Annotated in this window: 13 protein-coding genes; 7 read left to right on the top strand and 6 right to left on the bottom strand. The window is 71.8% G+C overall.

The window, feature by feature from the left end:
- Nucleotides 1-4: 4 nt before the first annotated feature.
- Nucleotides 5-883, top strand: coding sequence for a dihydrodipicolinate synthase family protein (locus ACTMTF_RS14740; protein ID WP_441111120.1), 879 nt, complete (start codon nucleotides 5-7; stop codon nucleotides 881-883).
- Here ACTMTF_RS14740 and ACTMTF_RS14735 read toward each other — a convergent pair.
- The 4 genes from ACTMTF_RS14735 to ACTMTF_RS14720 form a co-directional block, all read right to left on the bottom strand.
- The gene (locus tag ACTMTF_RS14735) at nucleotides 880-1,884 is read right to left on the bottom strand and encodes a S66 family peptidase (RefSeq protein ID WP_441111119.1); all 1,005 of its coding nucleotides are present in this window, start codon (nucleotides 1,882-1,884) and stop codon (nucleotides 880-882) included. The two genes, ACTMTF_RS14740 and ACTMTF_RS14735, sit on opposite strands and share 4 nt — an antisense overlap.
- 203 nt (nucleotides 1,885-2,087) lie before the next feature.
- A complete protein-coding gene (locus tag ACTMTF_RS14730; protein ID WP_441111118.1) occupies nucleotides 2,088-4,034 on the bottom strand; it encodes a PQQ-binding-like beta-propeller repeat protein in 1,947 nt (648 codons plus the stop codon).
- A 56-nt stretch (nucleotides 4,035-4,090) separates the two neighbouring features.
- Nucleotides 4,091-4,807 carry an amidohydrolase family protein gene (locus ACTMTF_RS14725; protein ID WP_441111117.1) on the bottom strand — a complete coding sequence of 239 codons (717 nt, stop codon included), beginning with the start codon at nucleotides 4,805-4,807 and terminating at the stop codon, nucleotides 4,091-4,093.
- Complete coding sequence (locus ACTMTF_RS14720; protein WP_441111116.1) at nucleotides 4,804-5,574, bottom strand: amidohydrolase family protein; 771 nt, start codon at nucleotides 5,572-5,574, stop codon at nucleotides 4,804-4,806. Before ACTMTF_RS14720 ends, ACTMTF_RS14725 begins: the two co-directional genes overlap by 4 nt.
- 110 nt (nucleotides 5,575-5,684) lie before the next feature.
- Between ACTMTF_RS14720 and ACTMTF_RS14715 the strand changes: the two genes are divergently transcribed.
- The 6 genes from ACTMTF_RS14715 (at nucleotide 5,685) to ACTMTF_RS14690 (ending at nucleotide 14,443) form a co-directional block, all read left to right on the top strand.
- On the top strand, nucleotides 5,685-7,664 hold the full coding sequence (locus ACTMTF_RS14715) for an outer membrane protein assembly factor BamB family protein (protein ID WP_441111115.1): 1,980 nt from the start codon (nucleotides 5,685-5,687) through the stop codon (nucleotides 7,662-7,664).
- A gap of 2 nt (nucleotides 7,665-7,666) precedes the next feature.
- Nucleotides 7,667-9,631 carry an outer membrane protein assembly factor BamB family protein gene (locus tag ACTMTF_RS14710; protein ID WP_441111114.1) on the top strand — a complete coding sequence of 655 codons (1,965 nt, stop codon included), beginning with the start codon at nucleotides 7,667-7,669 and terminating at the stop codon, nucleotides 9,629-9,631.
- Nucleotides 9,632-9,663: 32 nt separating this feature from the next.
- Nucleotides 9,664-10,389, top strand: coding sequence for an amidohydrolase family protein (locus ACTMTF_RS14705; RefSeq protein WP_441111113.1), 726 nt, complete (start codon nucleotides 9,664-9,666; stop codon nucleotides 10,387-10,389).
- The gene (locus ACTMTF_RS14700; RefSeq protein WP_441111112.1) at nucleotides 10,386-11,120 is read left to right on the top strand and encodes an amidohydrolase family protein; all 735 of its coding nucleotides are present in this window, start codon (nucleotides 10,386-10,388) and stop codon (nucleotides 11,118-11,120) included. Before ACTMTF_RS14705 ends, ACTMTF_RS14700 begins: the two co-directional genes overlap by 4 nt.
- A gap of 56 nt (nucleotides 11,121-11,176) precedes the next feature.
- A complete protein-coding gene (locus ACTMTF_RS14695) occupies nucleotides 11,177-12,340 on the top strand; it encodes a DegT/DnrJ/EryC1/StrS family aminotransferase (protein WP_441111111.1) in 1,164 nt (387 codons plus the stop codon).
- 90 nt (nucleotides 12,341-12,430) lie between these two features.
- Entirely contained in the window at nucleotides 12,431-14,443 is a 2,013-nt protein-coding gene (locus tag ACTMTF_RS14690; RefSeq protein WP_441111110.1) for an outer membrane protein assembly factor BamB family protein, read from the top strand.
- On the opposite strand, the gene ACTMTF_RS14685 is transcribed toward ACTMTF_RS14690, so the two are convergent.
- Complete coding sequence (locus ACTMTF_RS14685) at nucleotides 14,425-15,207, bottom strand: SDR family NAD(P)-dependent oxidoreductase (protein WP_441111109.1); 783 nt, start codon at nucleotides 15,205-15,207, stop codon at nucleotides 14,425-14,427. The two genes, ACTMTF_RS14690 and ACTMTF_RS14685, sit on opposite strands and share 19 nt — an antisense overlap.
- Nucleotides 15,208-15,400: 193 nt before the next feature.
- Nucleotides 15,401-18,172: a heparinase II/III family protein gene (locus ACTMTF_RS14680; protein WP_441111108.1), complete on the bottom strand. Its 2,772-nt coding sequence runs from the start codon at nucleotides 18,170-18,172 to the stop codon at nucleotides 15,401-15,403.
- Between the last annotated feature and the right edge of the window lie 70 nt (nucleotides 18,173-18,242).

The raw sequence follows: 18,242 nt of genomic DNA, 5'->3' as shown, positions 1-18,242 counted from the left end.
CGGCGTGGACACCTCCGCGCGAGCCCTCCGTGACCGTCTGCGCGGCCGCCTCATCGCGGCCGCGGCCACCCCCATGACCGCGGCGGGGGAGGTGGATCCGGCTGTCGTCGCCCGTTACCTCGCCGGCCTGGTCGAGGACGGCGCCGAAGGTCTCGCGGTGCTCGCCCACACCGGCCGGGGGCCGTTCCTGGCGCCGGACGTGCGCGCCGCGGTGATCGAGCGCGGGGTCGCGCTCGGCGTCCCGGTGCTGGTCGGGGTGGGCGGAGGCGATCTGGAGAGCGCTGAGGACCAGGCCAGGATGGCCGCCCGCTGCGGGGCCGACGGCGTGCTGGTGTTCCCGCAGGCGGGCGACAGGCGGGCCCTGCACGAAGCCGTCTGGCAGGCGGCCCACCTGCCGATGATCGCCTTCGACCTCTACACCCGGCCCTGCCCGCCGCCGGCCCTGCGTGAGATCCTCCACCACCCCGGCGTCGCCGGCCTCAAGACGGCCCTGCTGTCGGACGCGATGGCCTGCCAGCGGGCCATCGCCTACACCCGGGAGGCGGGCCGGCTGCCCATCACCGGCGAGGACCGCATGTTCGGCCCGTCGCTGCTGTGGGGGGCCGAGGCGGCCCTGGTCGGCATCGCCGCCGCGCACGTGGACCTGACGGACGCGGTCATGCGCGCCTTCCGCGGCACCGACCTGCCCGCCTTCCGCGAGGCCTCCGCCCGCCTGGACACGCTGGCCGAGGCCACCTTCACCGAGCCGATGGAGGGGTACGTCCAGCGCATGCTCTGGCTGGCGGCGGCCGAAGGCCGCATCCCGGACACCCACGCCCACGACCCCTTCGCCCCGCCCCTGCCCGCCGGCGAGCGGGACCAGGTGCTCAAAGCGGTGCTCTAGTCCAGGGTCTGGGTGAGCTCGTCCCGGTCGGCGGTGTGCCGCACCCGGCCGCGCGCGCCGTTGACGATGGGCAGGTACGGCGGCACGTGACCGCAGTCGACGTCGGCGAGGATCGGCACGCCGAGGCCGCCGAGCGCGTCCAGTACCGCCTCGTGCTGGGTGAGCGAGGGCAGGTCCGGGGCCCGCGTGCGGCCGACGAGGATCGCGCCGGCCGCGTCGAAGAACCCGGCCAGCCGCATGCCGTGCAGGTTGCGGCAGATGGTGGCCGCGTCATGCTCGCATGCCTCGACGTAGAGGATCAGTCCGTCGGGGGCCTCGGCTCGTGCGAAGGCCGTCGTGTCGGCGTACCGGCTGCCGGTGAGGTTGCACAGCATCTCCACGCATCCGCCGATCAGGCGGCCTTCGGCCTCGACGTCGCCTCCGCCGTCCAGGCGCGTCCACCGGCCAGGGGTGTCGAGGGTGAGCTCGCTCACCTCGGGCTGGGTCGCCCAGTCGTCCCAGCCGTGAGCCCGGTGGCGGTTCGGGGAGATCTGGGTGAAGGTGGTGCCCGGCTCCATCGCCACGATGTCCAGCCAGGAGAGCAGTCCCGGAGGTGGCTCGTAGGGGGTGTCCATCAGGTTGTTGCCGTGGATCGTGGCGATCCCGGTCAGCAGGGTCAGCGGCGTGAGGATCGTCGACAGGTCGGAGTAGCCCACCAGCCAGGTGGGCTCCGCCTCGCGCAGCGCGTCCCAGTCGAGCAGCGGCAGCAGGTCGATCGCGGTCTCCCCGCCCCACGGGGGCACCACGGCCCTGACACGCGGATCGGTGAGCATCGCCATCAGCTCGCGGGCCCGCTCGGCGGCCGGCGCGCTGACATGACGGGCGCCGTCCATGCAGTCGCCGACGACGACTTGGTAGCCGCGAGCTTCCACCACCTTGACGGCGGCCTGGAGGCGAGGACGCAGGTCCGCGCCGACCCCGCTGGACGGGGAGGTGACACCGACGAGGTCGCCGGGGCGCAAGGGGGCTGGGTATTTGATGGCCATACCCATGGCTACCACCGGGCCGGCCCGGCAGGCACCCGGTTTCTCAGCGGCGAGCGACCTCCGCGCGGGTGACGCCGCACCCGATCAGCCGGTCTTCGCCGCGATCGCCAGGCGAGGTGGCTACACGGCGGGACGGCTCGTCCCGGGCGGGCGGAGCGGGTGTCCGGCGTCCGGGATCTTCAGCGGCGGCCGGTGATGGCGATGCGGACCAGGTTGCGGCCCTTCACCCCGAACAGCGCCTCCCGGGAGGGGTCCAGCGCCAGCTTCGGCTCGCCGCCGAACCACTGGCCCGCCAGGTCCGAGACGATCGGCTTGGCGGTGAACGCGGCCAGGTCGATCTTGTAGACCTGGTCGCCGTCCGTGCAGTAGGCGACCCTGCCGACGACATGCAGGTCGCTGCCACGGGTGCTGACCTTGAGCGTCCGGGTGACCTTCTTGCGCCGCAGGTCGAACTCGAACACCTCGCCGGTGCTGGAGATGCCGTACAGGGTGAGGGCGCCGAGCGCGAGTGAGACGATCGAGCGGGCGCCGGGCAGGGGTTCGAGCTCCCACAGCAGCTTGCGCTGGACGAGGTCGTAGGCGGCCAGGCGGGCGGTGGTGGTGACCGGGGGCAGACCGAGGCCCTCCTGGACCAGGGTGCCGAGGTAGGCGGTGCCGTGCTTGGTGGCGACCGAGTAGACGGTCTGGCGTTCCACGACGGGCCGCAGGGTGGTGTGCTCGCCGGTGCGGCGGGAGTAGAGGGTGAGGGCGCCGTTCATGTGGCCGGGCTCCGGCTGGGAGGGCATCACGATCAGGCCCGTCCTGGCGTCGTAGGCCAGGTCGCGCGGGCGGTCCTGCTGGTTGCCCGCGCGGGCCAGCAGCTCGGCCTCCGGCTCGCCGGCGCGGTGCGCGTAGAGCGCGGCCTGGGTGTAGACGCCGAGGTAGGTGGTGTCGCCGAGGGTGAGCATGGTCTTCGGCTCGCCGGGGATGGCGAGCCTGGTGACCTCGCCCGAGGCCAGGTCGTGGATGTCGGCGCCGCTCTTGCCGCCCACGTAGACGCGCTCGCCGTCGCTGTGCACGGACATCGGCTGCTCGGGCGCGGCCTTGAAGCCGCGCTGCACCAGGTTGCGGTAGTCGATGGCGCCCGTGGCGGGGTCGTAGACGAACACCGCGTTGTCCTGCAGGCCGTAGATGCGGCCTTCGTGTTCGAGGATGCGGTGGGTGGCGGCCTCGAAGTACGGCACGCCGAGAACTTCGAGCTCGCCCGAGGCGAGGCCGTAGCGGTAGAAGGTGCCGGTGGGGCGGCCCGCGAAGTAGACGAAGCCGTCGTGGATGAGCACCGAGACGATGTACTTCTCGCCCGGGGCCGTGGCCTTGACGACCTGGTGGTCCGCCGGGTTCGCCTTGTCCAGGACGACCACCTCGGCCAGGGAGTTCATGCCGCCCGCGATGTGCGTGTCGGAGACGTGCATGCTCGACACCCAGTCGCGGTCGGCCAGGGCGGCGGGCAGGAGGTCCTTCTTCTCACCGGTGACCCGGTCGATGGCGATGAGGTGGGCGTTGGCGCCCACTCCCGCGTAGACGAACCGGTCGTCGGCCTGGATGCTGCGCACGTACGCCTCGCCGGGGGCGGCCTCGCCCAGGTCGCGGCTGACCCCGGTCGCCGGGTCGTACTCCTTGACCTTGCCCGGCTCGGAGGTGCCCAGGTAGATCTTGCCGTCGGGGGAGGCGGCCAGGGTCCAGATGAAGTGGTCGGGGTACTCGGCGACCTTGGTGATCGTGTCCGCCACCGTGTCGATCTTGTAGAGGTCGGAGCGGGAGTGGGTGCCGACGTAGACGTCGGTGCCCACCTTGCACATCGCCCAGACGCCGATGCCGGTGGGGATGTCGAAGTGGGCGGTGACCGCGTCCTCGGACAGGTCGTACGCGCCGACGACGTTCGGTGACAGGCCGCGGGATCCGGCGTACAGGACGTCGCCCACGAACTCGGCGTTGCCGAGCGGGCTGGCGACGCTGGCCGGGCCGAGGTCGGTCAGGGTGCCTTCGGGCACGCCGGTCGCCGCGTGGGCGGCTCCGGCGGTGAGAGGGAGAGAGGCGGCCACCGTGGTGGTGGCGGCCGCCAGCAGGAAACGACGGCGGGGGATCATGCGCGGGCTCCCTAGGTGAGTTTCGCCGCACGCTATAACGGGCTGGGCCGTAATGTCTAGATCGAGAAGAGGGCGGCCGCGTTCCGCCAGGCGATCCGCTCGGCGGTCTCGGCGCTCAGCCCGGCCGCCGCCACCGCGCCGTACGCCGAGGACGGGTCGATCAGGGTGGCGTCCGTGCCGAACAGGAGCTGCCTGTCGTCCACGGCCGCCACGACTGCGGCGATACGGCCCGCCGGGGCATGTGACCAGCAGGGTTCGAGGTAGAGCCGGTCGCAGGCGTTCGCGGCCTCGATGGCGTGCGCGAACCCGTCGGCGCCCATGTGCCCGGCGATCACCCGCAGGCCCGGCGTGTCCAGGCAGAGCTGGGCCAGCCCGAGCACCGAGGTCCCCCAGGTGTGCACGAGCGCCGGGAGCCCCGCCTCGGCGGCGAGCTCCAGTGCGTCGCGCAGCTGGGGCGAGGTGACGGGGGAGCCGGTGTAGTCCGTGTGGATCTTCACTCCGACCCACCTGCCGGACGGGAGCAGCTCGCGCAGGTCCCCGGCCGCCTCGCGCAGTCGCCGGGGGTTGACCGTGACGTACCCGTACAGCCTGTCCTGGCCCGCCAGCACCCCGGCCAGCGCACGGTTGCCCGCCGGCGCGTCGTAGATGACGGCCTCGGTGGCCGACACGATGGCCCGGTCGATGCCGTAGCGGTCCATCGTGGCCAGGCTCGCCTCGGCGACGTCCATGGTGAAGAACCACGGGCCCCAGTGGGCGTGCACATCGATGATCATGACAGCAGTCTCCTCGCGTTGCCCCCGGCCACGGCGGCGATCTCGTCGGGCGTCAGGCCGCTGGTCGCCAGTCGCAGCAGGGGGACGATCGGCTCGTAGTGCGGGGCGCGTGAGCCGTGCAGCAGGCGCTCGGCGCCCAGCTCGGCCGCCACGGTCTCCAGCGCGTCGGGGGAGTTGAGCAGGCGGGTGGAGGTGTGGAACCCCGGCTCCTCGCCGGCCGCCACCAGGAAGTCGCCCAGGTGGTAGAAGTGCGTGTCGAGGAAGACGACGCGGGCCCCGAGCCCGGCGAACGGCTGCCAGAACCTGCGCACGTCGCCGCCGGTGAGCACCACCAGGCCGAGCTCCGCCGCCCGGCGGGCGACATGCCGGACCGAGGGGAACCCGGCCTCCACGCCCTGCTCGTCCGGGAACAGGCGCACCGCCCGGACCCCGGCCCCGGCCAGCCGGTCGAGCTCCCGGCCGGCCCCCAAGGGGTCACGCAGGTCCACCACCCCGACGGGCACCCACGGCTGGTCCGGAGAAGCCCGATCACCGGGTGACGCCGAGAAAGCCAGGGCGAGCACCTCGTCGTTGCCCGAGCGCATGTCGAACAGGGCCGCGCGCAGGCTCGCCACCGCTCCCGCACGGGTGCGGTGCGCCGCGAGCAGGCCCGCCACGGACTCGGGCGTCCCGGGCGGCCCGTCCCGGTCCGGGTAGGCCCCGACCAGGACGTCCACGTCCAGGGCCACCTCCAGCCCGCCGATCAGGCTCCAGGCGTCGAATGCCATACCGGTCCCCTCCTTAATTGCCATGCGCGACATCATGCCATTGACGGGCGATGCTCGTTTAGTTACGGTCTGGGCCAAAACCAAGCAGCAATGAACGCGAGGTCCTGGGCATGCTCCGATCCCTGCTGGTCGTCCTGACGCTCCTGTTACCCGCCCTCATCGCGCCACCCGCCGCACAGGCCGCCGTGCCAGGAACGTGCACAGAACCGGCCGTGCGCACCCACGGCCCGGCCTCGGTCACCGGGGCCATCGTCGGCGCCGCCGTCCACGAGGGGCACGCCTACGTCGTCACCCGCGGCCTGAAGCCGCCCGTCCTGGCGGACATCGACCTGGCCACCCGCAAGGTCGTCCGGAGCGTCACCCTGCCCGACGGCCCGGCCACCGGGGAGCCCGAGGGCGGCTGGGCCACCGCGGTCTCCGACGGCAAGGTCTACGTCGGCACCTACCCGGTGCCCGACCTCTACAGCTTCGACATCGCCACCGGCGAGATCGCGCACCTGCACTCCTTCGGCAAGAACGGCGGCTTCGTCTGGAGCCTGGCGGCGGCCCCGGACGGCACGCTCTACGCGGGCACCTACCCGGACGGCAGAGTGCGGGAGTACGTCCCCGCGACCGGCGAGGTGCGTGACTTCGGCGTGCTGGCGGCCGGCGAACGCTACGTCCGGGCGGTCGCGGCCGACGCCGAGTACGTCTACGCGGGCCTGCTGGACAAGGCCAGGCTCGTCCGCATCGACCGCGCGACCGGCGCGAAGCTCGACCTCGCCACCGGCCCGGCCGGCATCGGCTTCGTCGCCGACCACGGCGACCGCGTGCTCGCGCTCAGCGGCGGCACCCTCATCGACGTGCGCGACGACGGCACCGACGCCAGGACCGTCAGCCTGGGGACGGGCACCCTCGACATGCTGACCGTCGCCGCCGACGGCACCGTCTACACCACCTCCCGCCCCGACGGCGCCGTCCACCGCTACCGCACCGGCGACACCGCGCTGACCAAGGTCGCCGACCCGCCGTCCCAGGACGACGAGACCCGGCGGCTCCACCAGCTCGACGAGCACACCCTGCTCGGCTTCTCCGGCAGCGGCGGCATGTGGTGGCTCGACCTGCGCACCGGCGAGTCACAGTTCGCCGACCTGATCGACGCCGGCCTGACGCCCGGTTCGGAGCGCCCGCAGAGCATGCTGCTCGTCCCCAACCGCGCCCTCTACGTCGGCGGCCACTTCTCCATGGAGGTGCGCGACCTGCGCACCGGTGACAAGCGCCGCTTCCGCCTGTCCGGCGAACCCAAGGACCTGGTACGACGCGGCGACAAGATCTACGCGGCCATCTACCCCAGCGGCCAGATCGTCTCCATCGACATCCACACCGACCGCGTGCGCAGCCTCGGCTACCTGGGCCACGGGCAGCAGCGGCCGTGGGACATCGAGTACGACCCGCGTACGGACAAGCTCCTCGTCGCCAGCGCCCCGCTGGGCGCCGACCTGAAGGGCGCCCTGTCCGTCGTCGACCCGGACACGGGCGAGATGGACGTGTACGTGGACGTCATCCCCGACCAGAGCCTGATGAGCCTGTCCCTGGACAGCCGCGCCGGCCTGGTCTACCTGGGCGGCGACGTGCTCGGCGGCGGAGGCACCCCGCCGACGAAGACGGCCGCGTCGGTGGCCGCCTTCGACCTGAAGACCCGCACGGTGCTCTGGCAGGCCGACCCGATCCCCGGCCACCGCACCTTCCAGGACATCAAGGTGCACGACGGGCTCCTGTACGGCGTGTACAAGCGGGACTCCGGCGGCTGGATCGCCCTCGACCCGGCCACCAGGAAGATCGTCCAGCAGGGCAAGCTGTCCGGTTACGGCGAGCTGACCGTGCACCGGGGCAGGGTGTTCGTCTCCACCTTCTTCGGCGGCGGCAACGCCTACCAGCTGGACGCCGAAACCGGGGCCAAGCTGCTGGCGACCGGGCTGGGCGACGACTGGTACACCAATCCGCAGCTCCACTTCGAGCCCGGCTCCTGGAACGCCTGGGCGCTGGTGGGCCGGGACCTGGCCCGGATCAGGCTGGACCCGGACTGCCCGCCCGTGAACGCGAGGCCCTGACCATGCTCCGATCCCTGCTGATCGTCCTGACGTTGCTGTTACCCGCGCTGGTGACGGCTCCGGCCGCCCAGGCCGCCGCCCCCACTGACTGCGCGGGACCGGCCGTGCGCACGTACGGCCCGGCCTCGGTGACGGCGGCCATCGTCGGCGCCGCCGTGCACGACGGGCGCGCCTACGTCGTGAGCCGTGGCCCGAAGCCGCCCGTGCTCGCCGAGCTCGACCTGGCGACCCGCAAGGTCATCAGGAGCGTCACCCTGCCCGACGGCCCCGCGGAGGGCGAGCCGGAGGGCGGCTGGGCGATCGTGGTGTCCGGGGGCAAGGTCTACGTCGGCACCTACCCGGTGCCGGACCTCTACAGCTTCGACATCGCCACCGGCGAGGTCGAGCACCTGCACTCCTTCGGCAAGAACGGCGGCTTCGTCTGGAGCCTGGCGGCGGCCCCCGACGGCACGCTCTACGCGGGCACCTCGCCCGACGGCCGGGTGTGGGAGTACGTCCCGAGCACGGGCGCGGTCCGCAGGTTCGACGTGCTCGTCCAGGGCGAGCACTACGTGCGCGCGGTCGCGGCCGACGCCGGGTACGTGTACGCGGGCCTGCTGGAGAAGAACCGGCTCATGCGCGTCGACCGCGTCAGCGGCGCCGTCCAGGAACTGGCCGCCGGTGACGCCGGCATCGGCGTGGTCGCCGTCAACGGTGACCGGGTGCTGGCCGCCAGTGGCGGGGAGCTGATCGACGTGCGCAAGGACGGCACGGATCTGCGGCGCGTCCAGGTGGACTCGGGTCTCCTGGACGCCCTGACCCCGACGAGCGACGGCACCGTCTACGCCGCCTCCCGCCCCGACGGCACCGTGTACCGCTATCGGACCGGCGACACCGCCCTGACCAAGGTCATCGTCCCGCCGTCGGAGGGCGACGAGACCAGGCTGATCCACGTCGTCGACGAGAACACCGTGCTGGCCTTCGCGGGCAGCGGCGGCGTGTGGTGGCTGAACCCGGCCGCCGGCACGTCGGAGTTCGTCGACCTGATCGACGCCGGGATGCGACCGGGCGCCGAACGGCCACAGAGCATGCTGCTCGTCCCCCACCAGGCGGTGTACGTCGGCGGTCACTTCTCGCTGGAGGTCCTCGACCTGCGCACCGGCCGCGAACGCAGGATCCGGGTGCCGGGCGAGCCCAAGGCCATGGTGCGGCGCGGTCACCTGATCTACGCCGCCATGTACCCCACGGGTGGCATCGTCTCCATCGACGTCCGCACCGACGAGGTGCGCACCCTCGGCCACATCGGCCACGGCCAGAAGCGGCCATGGGACATCGAGTACGACCCGCGTACCGGCAAGCTCCTGGTCGCCACCGCCCCGTTGGCGGCCGACCTGCAGGGCGCCCTGTCCGTGGTCGACCCGCACACCGGGAAGATGGACGTCCACGTGGGCGTCATCGCCGACCAGAGCATCATGAGCCTGTCCCTCGACGCCGACCGGGGCGTGGTCTATCTAGGGGGTGACGTGCTCGGCGGCGGAGGCACCCCGCCCACCAGGACCTCCGCCTCGGTCGCCGCCTTCGACCTGGAGACCCGCACGGTGCTCTGGGAGGTGGACCCGGTGCCGGGCCATCGCACGTTCCAGGACGTCAAGGTGCACGACGGCCTGCTGTACGGGTCGTACAAGCGTGACTCCGGGTCCTGGATGGTCATGGACCTGGCGACGCGGCAGGTCGTCCGGCAGGGCAAGGTGTCCGGATACGGCGAGCTGACCGTGCAGCGGAGCCGGATCTTCCTGTCCGCGTTCCGGGAGGGCGGCAACGCCTACGAACTGGACGTCGAGAGCGGGGCCACGCTGCTGGCCACCGGCCTGGGAGACGAATGGCACACCAACCCGCAGGTCCACTTCGAGCCCCGCTCCTGGTACGCCTGGGGGCTGGTGGGCAGGGAGCTGGCCAGGATCAGGCTGGACCCGGCCTGCCCGGCTTGACCGTCATCGAGCAGCAAGGATAGTTTCGGTCTGTGCCGAAATTGGTAGTGGACGCCCACCGGCTGGCCGGTCCGGTTCCCTTCGACGACCTGCCGGTGGATCCCAGGGCCGACCTGGACCGCCTGGGCATCGATCGCGCCCTCGTGACCCACACGCTCAGCCTCTACGCCGACGCGCAGGCGGGCAACGACGCCCTTCTCGCGCTGGACGACCCCCGGCTCGTCCCGGTGCCCGTCGTGGTGCCGGGCGTGCCGGGGACGTCCACGCCCGCCACACCCGGCGAGGTGCCGGCGTGGGGCGCCCGCCTGATCCGGCTCTGTCCCCAGCGGCACCGCTTCGACCTGACCGGCTCAGAGACCCTGCGCTGGCTCGCCGAGATCGGCCTGCCCCTCGCGATCGACCTGGAGGAGACGTCGCCCGCCGAGCTGGCCACCCTCGCCCGGCACCTGCCCGGACAGCGGATCCTGCTGCTCAACCCCGGCTACCGCCGGCTGCGCCAGGTCGCCGCCCTGATGACCGAGGCGCCCGGCGTCTGGCTGGAGATGGGCACCGTGAACACGCAGGGCGCCGTGGAGTGGCTGGCCGAGCGGTTCGGCGCGGAGCGGCTGGTGTTCGGCACCGGCGCCCCGGTGGCCGACGACTGCGGCCCGCGCTTCCTGCTCGACCACCTCGCCCTGACGCCCGCCGAGACCGACCTGATCGCGGCAGGCTCCCTCGACCTGCTGCTCTCCGTCTCGTCCGGGGGAGCGGCCCGGTGATCCGCGACGCGCAGATCCTCGACGCGCACGGCCACGTCGGCACCTGGCCGGACTTCCTCATCCCCGACCCGACCGCCGAAGGTCTCGTGGCCACCATGGACCGCATCGGGGTCACCGCCATGGGCATCAGCCACCTGCTCGCCGTCGGCCCCGACGCGGAGCGGGGCAACCGGCTGGCCATGGAGATCGCCGCACGGTTCCCCGGCCGGTTCGGCGTCTGGCAGGTCTACAACCCGCATCACCGCACCCCGCTGACGCTCGACGGCGTCTGGGGCGTCAAGATCCACCCCGACGTCCACCTGTGCCGCCTCGACGACCCGCGCTACGACCCGATCTGGGAGCTGGGGCTGCCGGTGCTCGCCCACGGCCAGACGGACTCGCCGTGGAGCGACCCGGAGCAGTTCGCCACGGTCGCCGCCCGGCACCCCGGCGTGCCGCTCCTGCTCGGCCACAGCGGCCTGTGGCCCAGCGGCTTCGAACGCGCGGCCCGCGTCGTGGCCGACCACCCGAACGTCCACCTGGACGTGTGCGGCTCCAAGATGACCGGCCGCTGGATCGCCCGCCTGGCGGCCCTGGCCGGGGCCGAGCGGGTGCTCTTCGGCTCCGACGCGTGCTTCCTCGACCTGAGAACCGGCTACGGCCGGGTGGCCCTCGCCCCGCTCTCCGACGCCGACCGCACCCTCATCCAGGGCGCCAACCTGGCCCGCATCCTCGGCCTCCCCACCCCCTGACCCACCCATCACGCCGCCTCGCCCGTCCGCCCGTACCCAGAGAAAGGGATGCTTCCGTGACCCTCGCACTCCACGGCGGCTCGCCGGTCCGCGCCACCCCGTGGCCGGGCTGGCCGCCGCCTCTCGACCCCCGCCAGCGCGAACTCGTCACCGGCGTGCTGGAGAGCGGGCTCTGGGGAGCCACCCAGGGCGGCTCGGTGGTCGCGGACCTGACGGCGGCGTTCGCGCGCCGGTCCGGCGTCCCGTACGGGGTCGCGGTCGGCAACGCGACCCTGGGCCTGTTCGCCGCCCTCAAGGGGCTGGGCGTGGGGCGCGGCGACGAGGTGATCGTGCCCGCCTACACCTTCGTCGCCTCGGCCACCGCCGTGCTGCTGACCGGCGCCGTGCCCGTCATCGTGGACGTCGACCCGGTGCACCTGCATCTGTCACCGCAGGCCGTACAGGACGCCCTCACCAGCAGGACCGCCGCCGTCATGCCCGTCCACCTGGCGGGCAGCCCGGCCGACATGGACCCGATCAACGCGCTCGCCGCCCGGCACGGGCTGAAGGTCGTGGAGGACGCGGCCCAGGCCCACGGCGCCACGTACCAGGACCGGCCGGTCGGCGGTCTGGGCGACGCCGGCGTGTACAGCTTCCAGGCGAGCAAGGCGATGACCGCCGGGGAGGGCGGCCTGATCGTCTGCCGGGACCAGGCCGACCACGAGGCCGTCTGGTCGGTGTGCAACGTCGGCCGCAGGCTGGGCGGCCAGTGGTACGGCCACCCGGAGGTCGGCTGGAACCTCCGCCTCACCGAGATCCAGGCCGCCCTCCTGCTGCCCTGGCTGGACCGGCTCGACGACGAGGTCGACCGCCGGAACGCCTTCTGCGCCGCCCTGGAACGCGAACTGACCGGGCCCGTGTCCGTGGTGCCGCGCCCTCCGGGCACCACGCGCGACTCCCGCCACCTGCTCATGCTGCGCGTCGACGCGCCGGTGGACCGGGACTTCCTGCTGGCCGCGATGGCGGCCGAGGGGGTGCCGCTGGAGTCCGGGTACCCGCCGCTCGGCACCATGGCCGCGCTGACCGCCGAAGGCGCCCGGACCGAGCCGTGCCCGGCGGCGGAGAAGGCCGCGGCCGACGTGGTCTGGGTACGCCAGGCCATGCTCATGGACGACCCGGCCCGTGCCGCCGACATCGCCGAGGCCCTGGCCAAGGTGCTCGCCTACCGCGAGAAGCCCTGACCGGCTGAATGTGATCGCGGACATCACGATTTCGGCCCTAACCGTAATGGCTACTTGACCTATCCGTGGCCCTGTTCTTAGGTTTCGGTCATGGTCTTAATTAAACGGGTGCTCGTCGCCGGCATGACCGCGCTCGCCCTGCTCGCGCCGGCCGCCCCTGCGGACGCGGCCGGTGGCCGGGTGACGGATCTCGGCGTGCCGCTCCAGGACGTGCTGCTCCTCGGCGGCACCGTCGCCCCCGGCCCGGACGGCCCCCCGGTGCTCTGGAGCGCCTCGTCCGGCTCACCGGCCCGGCTCAACGCGGTCGACCCGGCCACCGGCGCCGAGGTCGCCCGGTTCGACCTGCCGGGCGCCGCCGGCGCCTGGGCGGTGGACGCGACGCCCGACGGCAGCGTCTACGCGGGCACCTACGGCGACGGCCGCCTCTACCGCTGGACCCGCGAGTCGGGCGTCACCGACCTCGGCCGGCCGCTCCCCTCGGAGAACTTCATCTGGACCGTGGCAGGAGGCCAGGGCGCGACCGTCTACGGCGGCACCTCCCCGGGCGGCCGGCTGTTCGGCTACGACCCCGCCACCGGGGTGCGCGACTACGGCAAGCTCTCGGCGGCCCACTCCTACGTCCGCAGCGTCGCCTACGCCGACGGCAAGATCTACGCCGGCACCGAGAATCCCGCGGCCCTCTTCGAGGTGGATGCCGCCGACGGCACGGTCAAGCAGTTGCCCACGCCGCCCGGCCTGGACGTGAAGGACAGTTGGGCGTACGACGTCAATGTGGCCGAGGGCTACGTGTTCGTCAGGTTCGGCGGCGCGTTCCCGGGGCCGTTGCACGTCTGGGACATCGCGGCCGGCCAGTGGGTGGACGCGCTCGACTCGGCGCACGGACTCGATGTGTCCCCGCCCGACGAGCAGGGCAAGGTCTACTTTGTAAAGGCGGGCGAACTGATCGGCTACGACCCGCGTACCCGTGCCGTCACCCCCACCGGCGTGCCCGTCACCGGACGGGTGGCCAACACCCGCGGCATCGGCTGGGCGGAGCTCGGCCTGCCCGACTACCCCGGCAAGAGCCTGGTCGGGGTGCTCTGGCGTGGTCTGATGTTCCGCTACAACCCGCAGACCGGCGCGAAGTCGTTCGTCCAGACCGGCATCAAGGGCGAGCCGATCGACATCACCGCCATCGCGGGCGGCCCCGACGGCCGCGTCTACACCGGCGGCTTCCTTAACGGCGGCTTCGCGGCGCTCGACCCGGAGACGGGCGAGGTGCGGGAATTCCACACCTTCTCCCAGACGGAGGCCATGACCACGCATCGCGGCAAGCTCTACGTCGGCGCCTACCCCGAGGCCCGCCTGTACGCCTACGATCCCGAGCTGCCGTGGCACAGCCCCGAATACTCGCCCAGCCCCGAGCCGGGCCCCGTGCCGAACCCCGCCCGGCTCTTCGACCTGGCCGCCGACAAGCAGATCAGGCCGCGCGCCCTGACCTCCGCGGGCAGGTACGTGGCCGCCGGCACCATGCCCGACCTCGGTCAGCTCGGCGGTGTCCTGGCCATCTGGGACCCCGCCACGGGCACGCTCAAGCACTCCCGGCGCGACGTCGTGAAGGACCAGAGCATCGTCTCCCTCGCCTACCGCGACGGCGTGCTCTACGGCGGCACCTCGATCTACAGCGGCCAGTCGGCCACCCCGCCGACGCAGCCGGAGGCCAAACTGTTCGCCTGGTCGGTCAAGGAGGACCGGCTTCTGTGGGAGTTCGTCCCCGCCCCCGGCAAACCGGCCGTCCCCGCGCTGACGTTCGACGATCGCGGCCGGCTCTGGGGCATCGCGGGCGGCGAGGTGTTCGGGGTGAACGTCGCGACCCGCAAGGTGGTCTCCCGCGTCACACTCTCCGCCGACGCCGGCGCGAGCGGCCAGCTCGCGTTCAACCCCGAGGACAAGCTCCTGTACGGGGCGCACGCCGGCACGGAGGTGTTCACGGTCAGCCCGAGGACGGGCGCGAAGGCCGTGCTCAAGCAGGGACCTGTGCACCATCTCGCGGTGCACAGGTCCGGTGACGTCTACTTCTCCGAGGGTCCGAAGCTGTTCAGGTATCAGCCGCTGACGCGGTAGCGCGGGGCGAGCTCCGGACTCTGCGCCCCGAACGCGGCAAGGTCGGCCTGGAAGATCGCCTCCAGGAGGCCGGCGTCCGCGACGCCCGGGGCGCAGACCGTCTCGCCCAGTTCCAGGCCGCGCAGGCTGGCGGTGACGACGTCCTCGGCCGACATGCGGGGCACCATGCTCAGGTCGAGGCCCTGGCGCTCGTGGAACTCGGTGGCCACCACGCCCGGGCACACGACCTGGACGTTGACCCCCGTCCCCGCGAGCTCCGCGTTGAGGGTCTGGGACATCGCGACGAGGTAGGCCAGCGTCCCGGCGTAGACGACGCGAGGGGGCATCTGGGAGTGCGGGGCGGGCCCGCTGAAGGCGATCATGCCGGCCATGTTGACGATCGTGCCCGCCCCGCGTTCGCGCATGCCCGCGACCACGGCGCGGGTGAGCATCGTGGGCGCGAGGACCTTGACGTTGACGAGTTCCGCGGCCTTGTCGGCGGGAAGATCGGCGAGCGGCATGTAGTGGGCGACCCCGGCGTTGTTCACGAGCATGGTCAGCGGCTCGGTCGCGCAGATTTCGGCGACCGCGTCGATGCCCGCGCCGGTGGACAGGTCAGCGGCTACGACCCGGACGTCGACGTCGGGATGCGCCTCGGCGAACTCGTCCAGGCGCTCCTTCCGCCGGCCTACGATCACCAGGTCGTGGCTGTCAGCGGCCAGACGCTCGGCGAAGGCCCTGCCGATTCCGGAGGTGGCGCCGGTGATGAGCGCGAGTCGGTTCATGCCTCAAGGGTGCGCGACGGCCAGGTGACCAGCCAGCCGTCCGGTTTTCCTGGGACTGCTGGTACCAGGCAGCGCCGGGGGCCGGACAGCGTGCCCGCACATCTCAAGCCGAGCGTGCACCGCATGCCGGACCGGCTGTCCAGCACCCCTGTCGATGATGACCCGGCCGGTTGTACAAGATCATGAGTCTCCTTCAGGCGGCCGCGTAGATGAGGGCGCCCGCGCGTTCGAAGGGAACGACCTTACCGTTGAGGATCACTTCGGCGGCATTCGGCGCCGCGATCGCGATGGCCTTGGCCGGGTCGGTGCTCGCGGTCAGCCCACTGCCATCGATGCGTACGGTGCCGTCTCCGCCGAAGGCCACGGCCAGGTCCTTGACCGGGGCCGGTGCCTTGACCAGGGTCGCGCCGGCACGTTCGGCCGACGAGCCGTCGACCATCACGATCGACCCGGCGTCGGCGTAGAGCAGCTTGCCGTCGAAGGCGTAGGAGCCGAACGCGCGCGGCGCCTTCGTGGTCCAGGATTTGTAGTAGACCCCCGCGCCGCCGTTCAGGCTCAGGGCTGTCGCCTGGTGCGACGGGGTGGTGCCCACAGGGAGCCGTTCCACCGTCACCGAGGTGTCGGCCGTGCCCTTGGACGGCAGCAGGATGGTGTCGAAGGTCGTCCGGCCGGTGGCCGTCTTGACATAGGAGGCGTACTTCGCGTTCTCCACCGAGTAGAAGCGCGGCGCGTAGTAGCCGTCGCGCAGGTCGGAGTCGACCTCGGCCGGGTCGGCGGGGACGATCGTGAGGTTCGCGCCCGTCGCGAAGGTGGTGGTCGTGGTCTCCGTCCCGGAGCGGATCGAGGGGTTGGCGTCCGAGGCGAAGTGCCAGTTCTGCTCGTAGCGGTGCCTGGCGGTGGTGCTCACCGGCTTGAGCCGGTCGGAGACCACCCACAGGCCCGAGTGCAGCGACAGGACGGATCGCTCATGGCGAACACCGGCGGAACTCTCGGTGTTCGCGCCGATCAGGTCGAAGGCGGGGTTGGTGATCAGATGCGAGATCCCGCCCGACGCCGTCGACGTCTGCGGCTCCTCGTCGATCTCGATCGTGTTGTGCGCCTCCGTGGTGCGCCGCAGCCACAGCGCCTGGGCGTCCGTGCTGTAGGTGAAGGTGCCCATGTCGGGCAGGAGTGGCCGGCCGTATGCGTAAGCGGTGATCGCCAGCTCGTCCGGGTGGCTGTGGTTGCCGCGGTCGGCGTTGATCCGGAGGTGGGAGTCGTCGGCGGTCCAGCCGGAGCGGGAGACCGCGACCCGAGTGTCCGGGTAGAGGGCGGAGGTGTGCGCAGGCTTCTCGCCCGACTTGCCGGAGGTGCCGACGTAGCGGAGTTCGTGGTCGTTGAGCAGCTCGCCCAGGCTCCTGAGGGTGCTACGCAGGTCGAGGGAGTCGCTGTCGCCGTAGGCCGGGCCGTACCCGCTGGGATAGCTCTGGTCCATGAGGAAGCGAGCCAACTGCCGCAGCTTGGCGGTGGCGGTGAACGTGATGCCGTTTCGCCGCATGTAGGCGACGACGTCCACGTACTGTCTGAGGTAGCCCCGCAGGTAGGCGTCCGTGGACTCCTTGTAGCCGCCGTCGGCGTAGGTCGAGTCGTTGAGCTGGGCCGAGAGGAAGTCGGCGGCGTTGGTGCGCCACGCGGGCGCGGCGCTGAACTCCGGGAAGTAGACGGAGGCGTGCAGCAGCGTGATCTTCTGTGACTGCATCTTGTTCGGCGTGCCGTTGACGTTCACCTGCAGGTACTGGCCGGCCCGGTTCATCGTCTTGAGGATCGCGGTGTTGGCCTCGGCGGTCAGCGACGGGCTCTTGCGCAGGATCTCGTAGGCCGCGATCCAGTTGTGCAGGCGGCGTGCGGCGTGCAGGTTGCCCGGGTATGAACCGGCGCCCTGGTCGGCGTCGTAGGCGTCGGCGTCCTTGATGAAGTCGGTCATCAGGCCGAGGAGCGTGCGGGCGTGCTGCTCGTCGCCTGTCTTCTGGTACTCCAGGGCCAGCGGGCCGGCGAAGTAGAAGCGGGGAAGCTGGTAGAGGTACTCCTTGTCGGCGACAAGATACTCCTTGTCGACATCGCCGGGGAGCTTCCAGTCGAAGCCGCCGGGGTCGCCCTCCCAGGAGAACGTGTTCTGCACAGTGTTGGACCAGGCGCGGGTGGCCTCGTCGAAGGTCTCGGCGTTGCCGTACAGCATGATGTCCTTTGCGGTGTCGGCCGTGCCGGTCAGCGTCAGCTCCGCCTTCTTCACGCCGGTGACGCCGCCGAGGTCGAACCGCAGGTACGCCTTGCGCGTCTCGCCGGTGAACGGCCCGATGCCCTGGTCGCTGACCTGCATGTAGTACTTCGTGCCGTACAAGTTGCCAGGGTGGGCCGCCCAGATGTAGGTGTCGTGCGTGGGGCGAAGGGTCTTCACCGAGCCGTCGGCCAGGGTCAGACGGAGGGTGGGCTTGCCCGACCCCTTGCTCCTGCTGTTGATGAGGGCGATGACCGCGTCCTTGTAGCGGCTCATCAGGAAAAATCCGGGCTTGCCGCTGGCGATGCTGCTCGTGACGTCCGCCGTGACCGTCTTCTCCCCGGGGCCGAAGGTCAGCGTCTTGATGTAGACCTCGCCCGATCCCAGCGTCCAGATGTGGCTGGGGGTCAGCTCTAGGGCGCCAGGCCAGGTCGTATGCGAGAAGCCGCCCGCCTCGATGGCCGGGCGCGCGCGGTAGTGATCCAGCAGTCGCCGCTTGGCCAGCGCGTAGTCGCCCGCCTTCACCGCGCTCTCCACGGACTTCAGGCCCGCGTGCGCGTAGTTCAGTCGCGGCCCCACCGTCCAGGCGCCGGCGCTCCACCTGCCGAAGAAGCCCGCATCGGACAACGCGGCCGCTGCGGCCGGAGGGGCCGGTACCAGGAACGCGGAGACCAGAATCAGGACGGCGAGCCACCGCCGCGAGGAAGACATGCACACCAAAGTAGGGGTGCGCGGTATGTCTGCGGTATGTCGGGCGCAGGAGGGGCCAGGTGATACGCCC

The sequence above is a fragment of the Nonomuraea sp. ZG12 genome (assembly GCF_052068115.1).
In the GTDB taxonomy this organism is placed as follows: domain Bacteria; phylum Actinomycetota; class Actinomycetes; order Streptosporangiales; family Streptosporangiaceae; genus Nonomuraea.
The sequence above is the reverse complement of the archived record's forward strand: the minus strand, read 5'-3'. Positions and strand labels throughout refer to the sequence as shown.

Bases quoted from the DNA above. Each gene is read 5' to 3' on its own strand.
- ACTMTF_RS14710 (WP_441111114.1), top strand. From the start codon at position 7,667: ATGCTCCGATCCCTGCTGATCGTCCTGACGTTGCTGTTACCCGCGCTG.
- ACTMTF_RS14685 (WP_441111109.1), bottom strand. From the start codon at position 15,207: ATGAACCGACTCGCGCTCATCACCGGCGCCACCTCCGGAATCGGCAGG.
- ACTMTF_RS14725 (WP_441111117.1), bottom strand. From the start codon at position 4,807: ATGATCATCGATGTGCACGCCCACTGGGGCCCGTGGTTCTTCACCATG.
- ACTMTF_RS14715 (WP_441111115.1), top strand. From the start codon at position 5,685: ATGCTCCGATCCCTGCTGGTCGTCCTGACGCTCCTGTTACCCGCCCTC.
- ACTMTF_RS14690 (WP_441111110.1), top strand. From the start codon at position 12,431: ATGGTCTTAATTAAACGGGTGCTCGTCGCCGGCATGACCGCGCTCGCC.
- ACTMTF_RS14720 (WP_441111116.1), bottom strand. From the start codon at position 5,574: ATGGCATTCGACGCCTGGAGCCTGATCGGCGGGCTGGAGGTGGCCCTG.
- ACTMTF_RS14730 (WP_441111118.1), bottom strand. From the start codon at position 4,034: ATGATCCCCCGCCGTCGTTTCCTGCTGGCGGCCGCCACCACCACGGTG.
- ACTMTF_RS14680 (WP_441111108.1), bottom strand. From the start codon at position 18,172: ATGTCTTCCTCGCGGCGGTGGCTCGCCGTCCTGATTCTGGTCTCCGCG.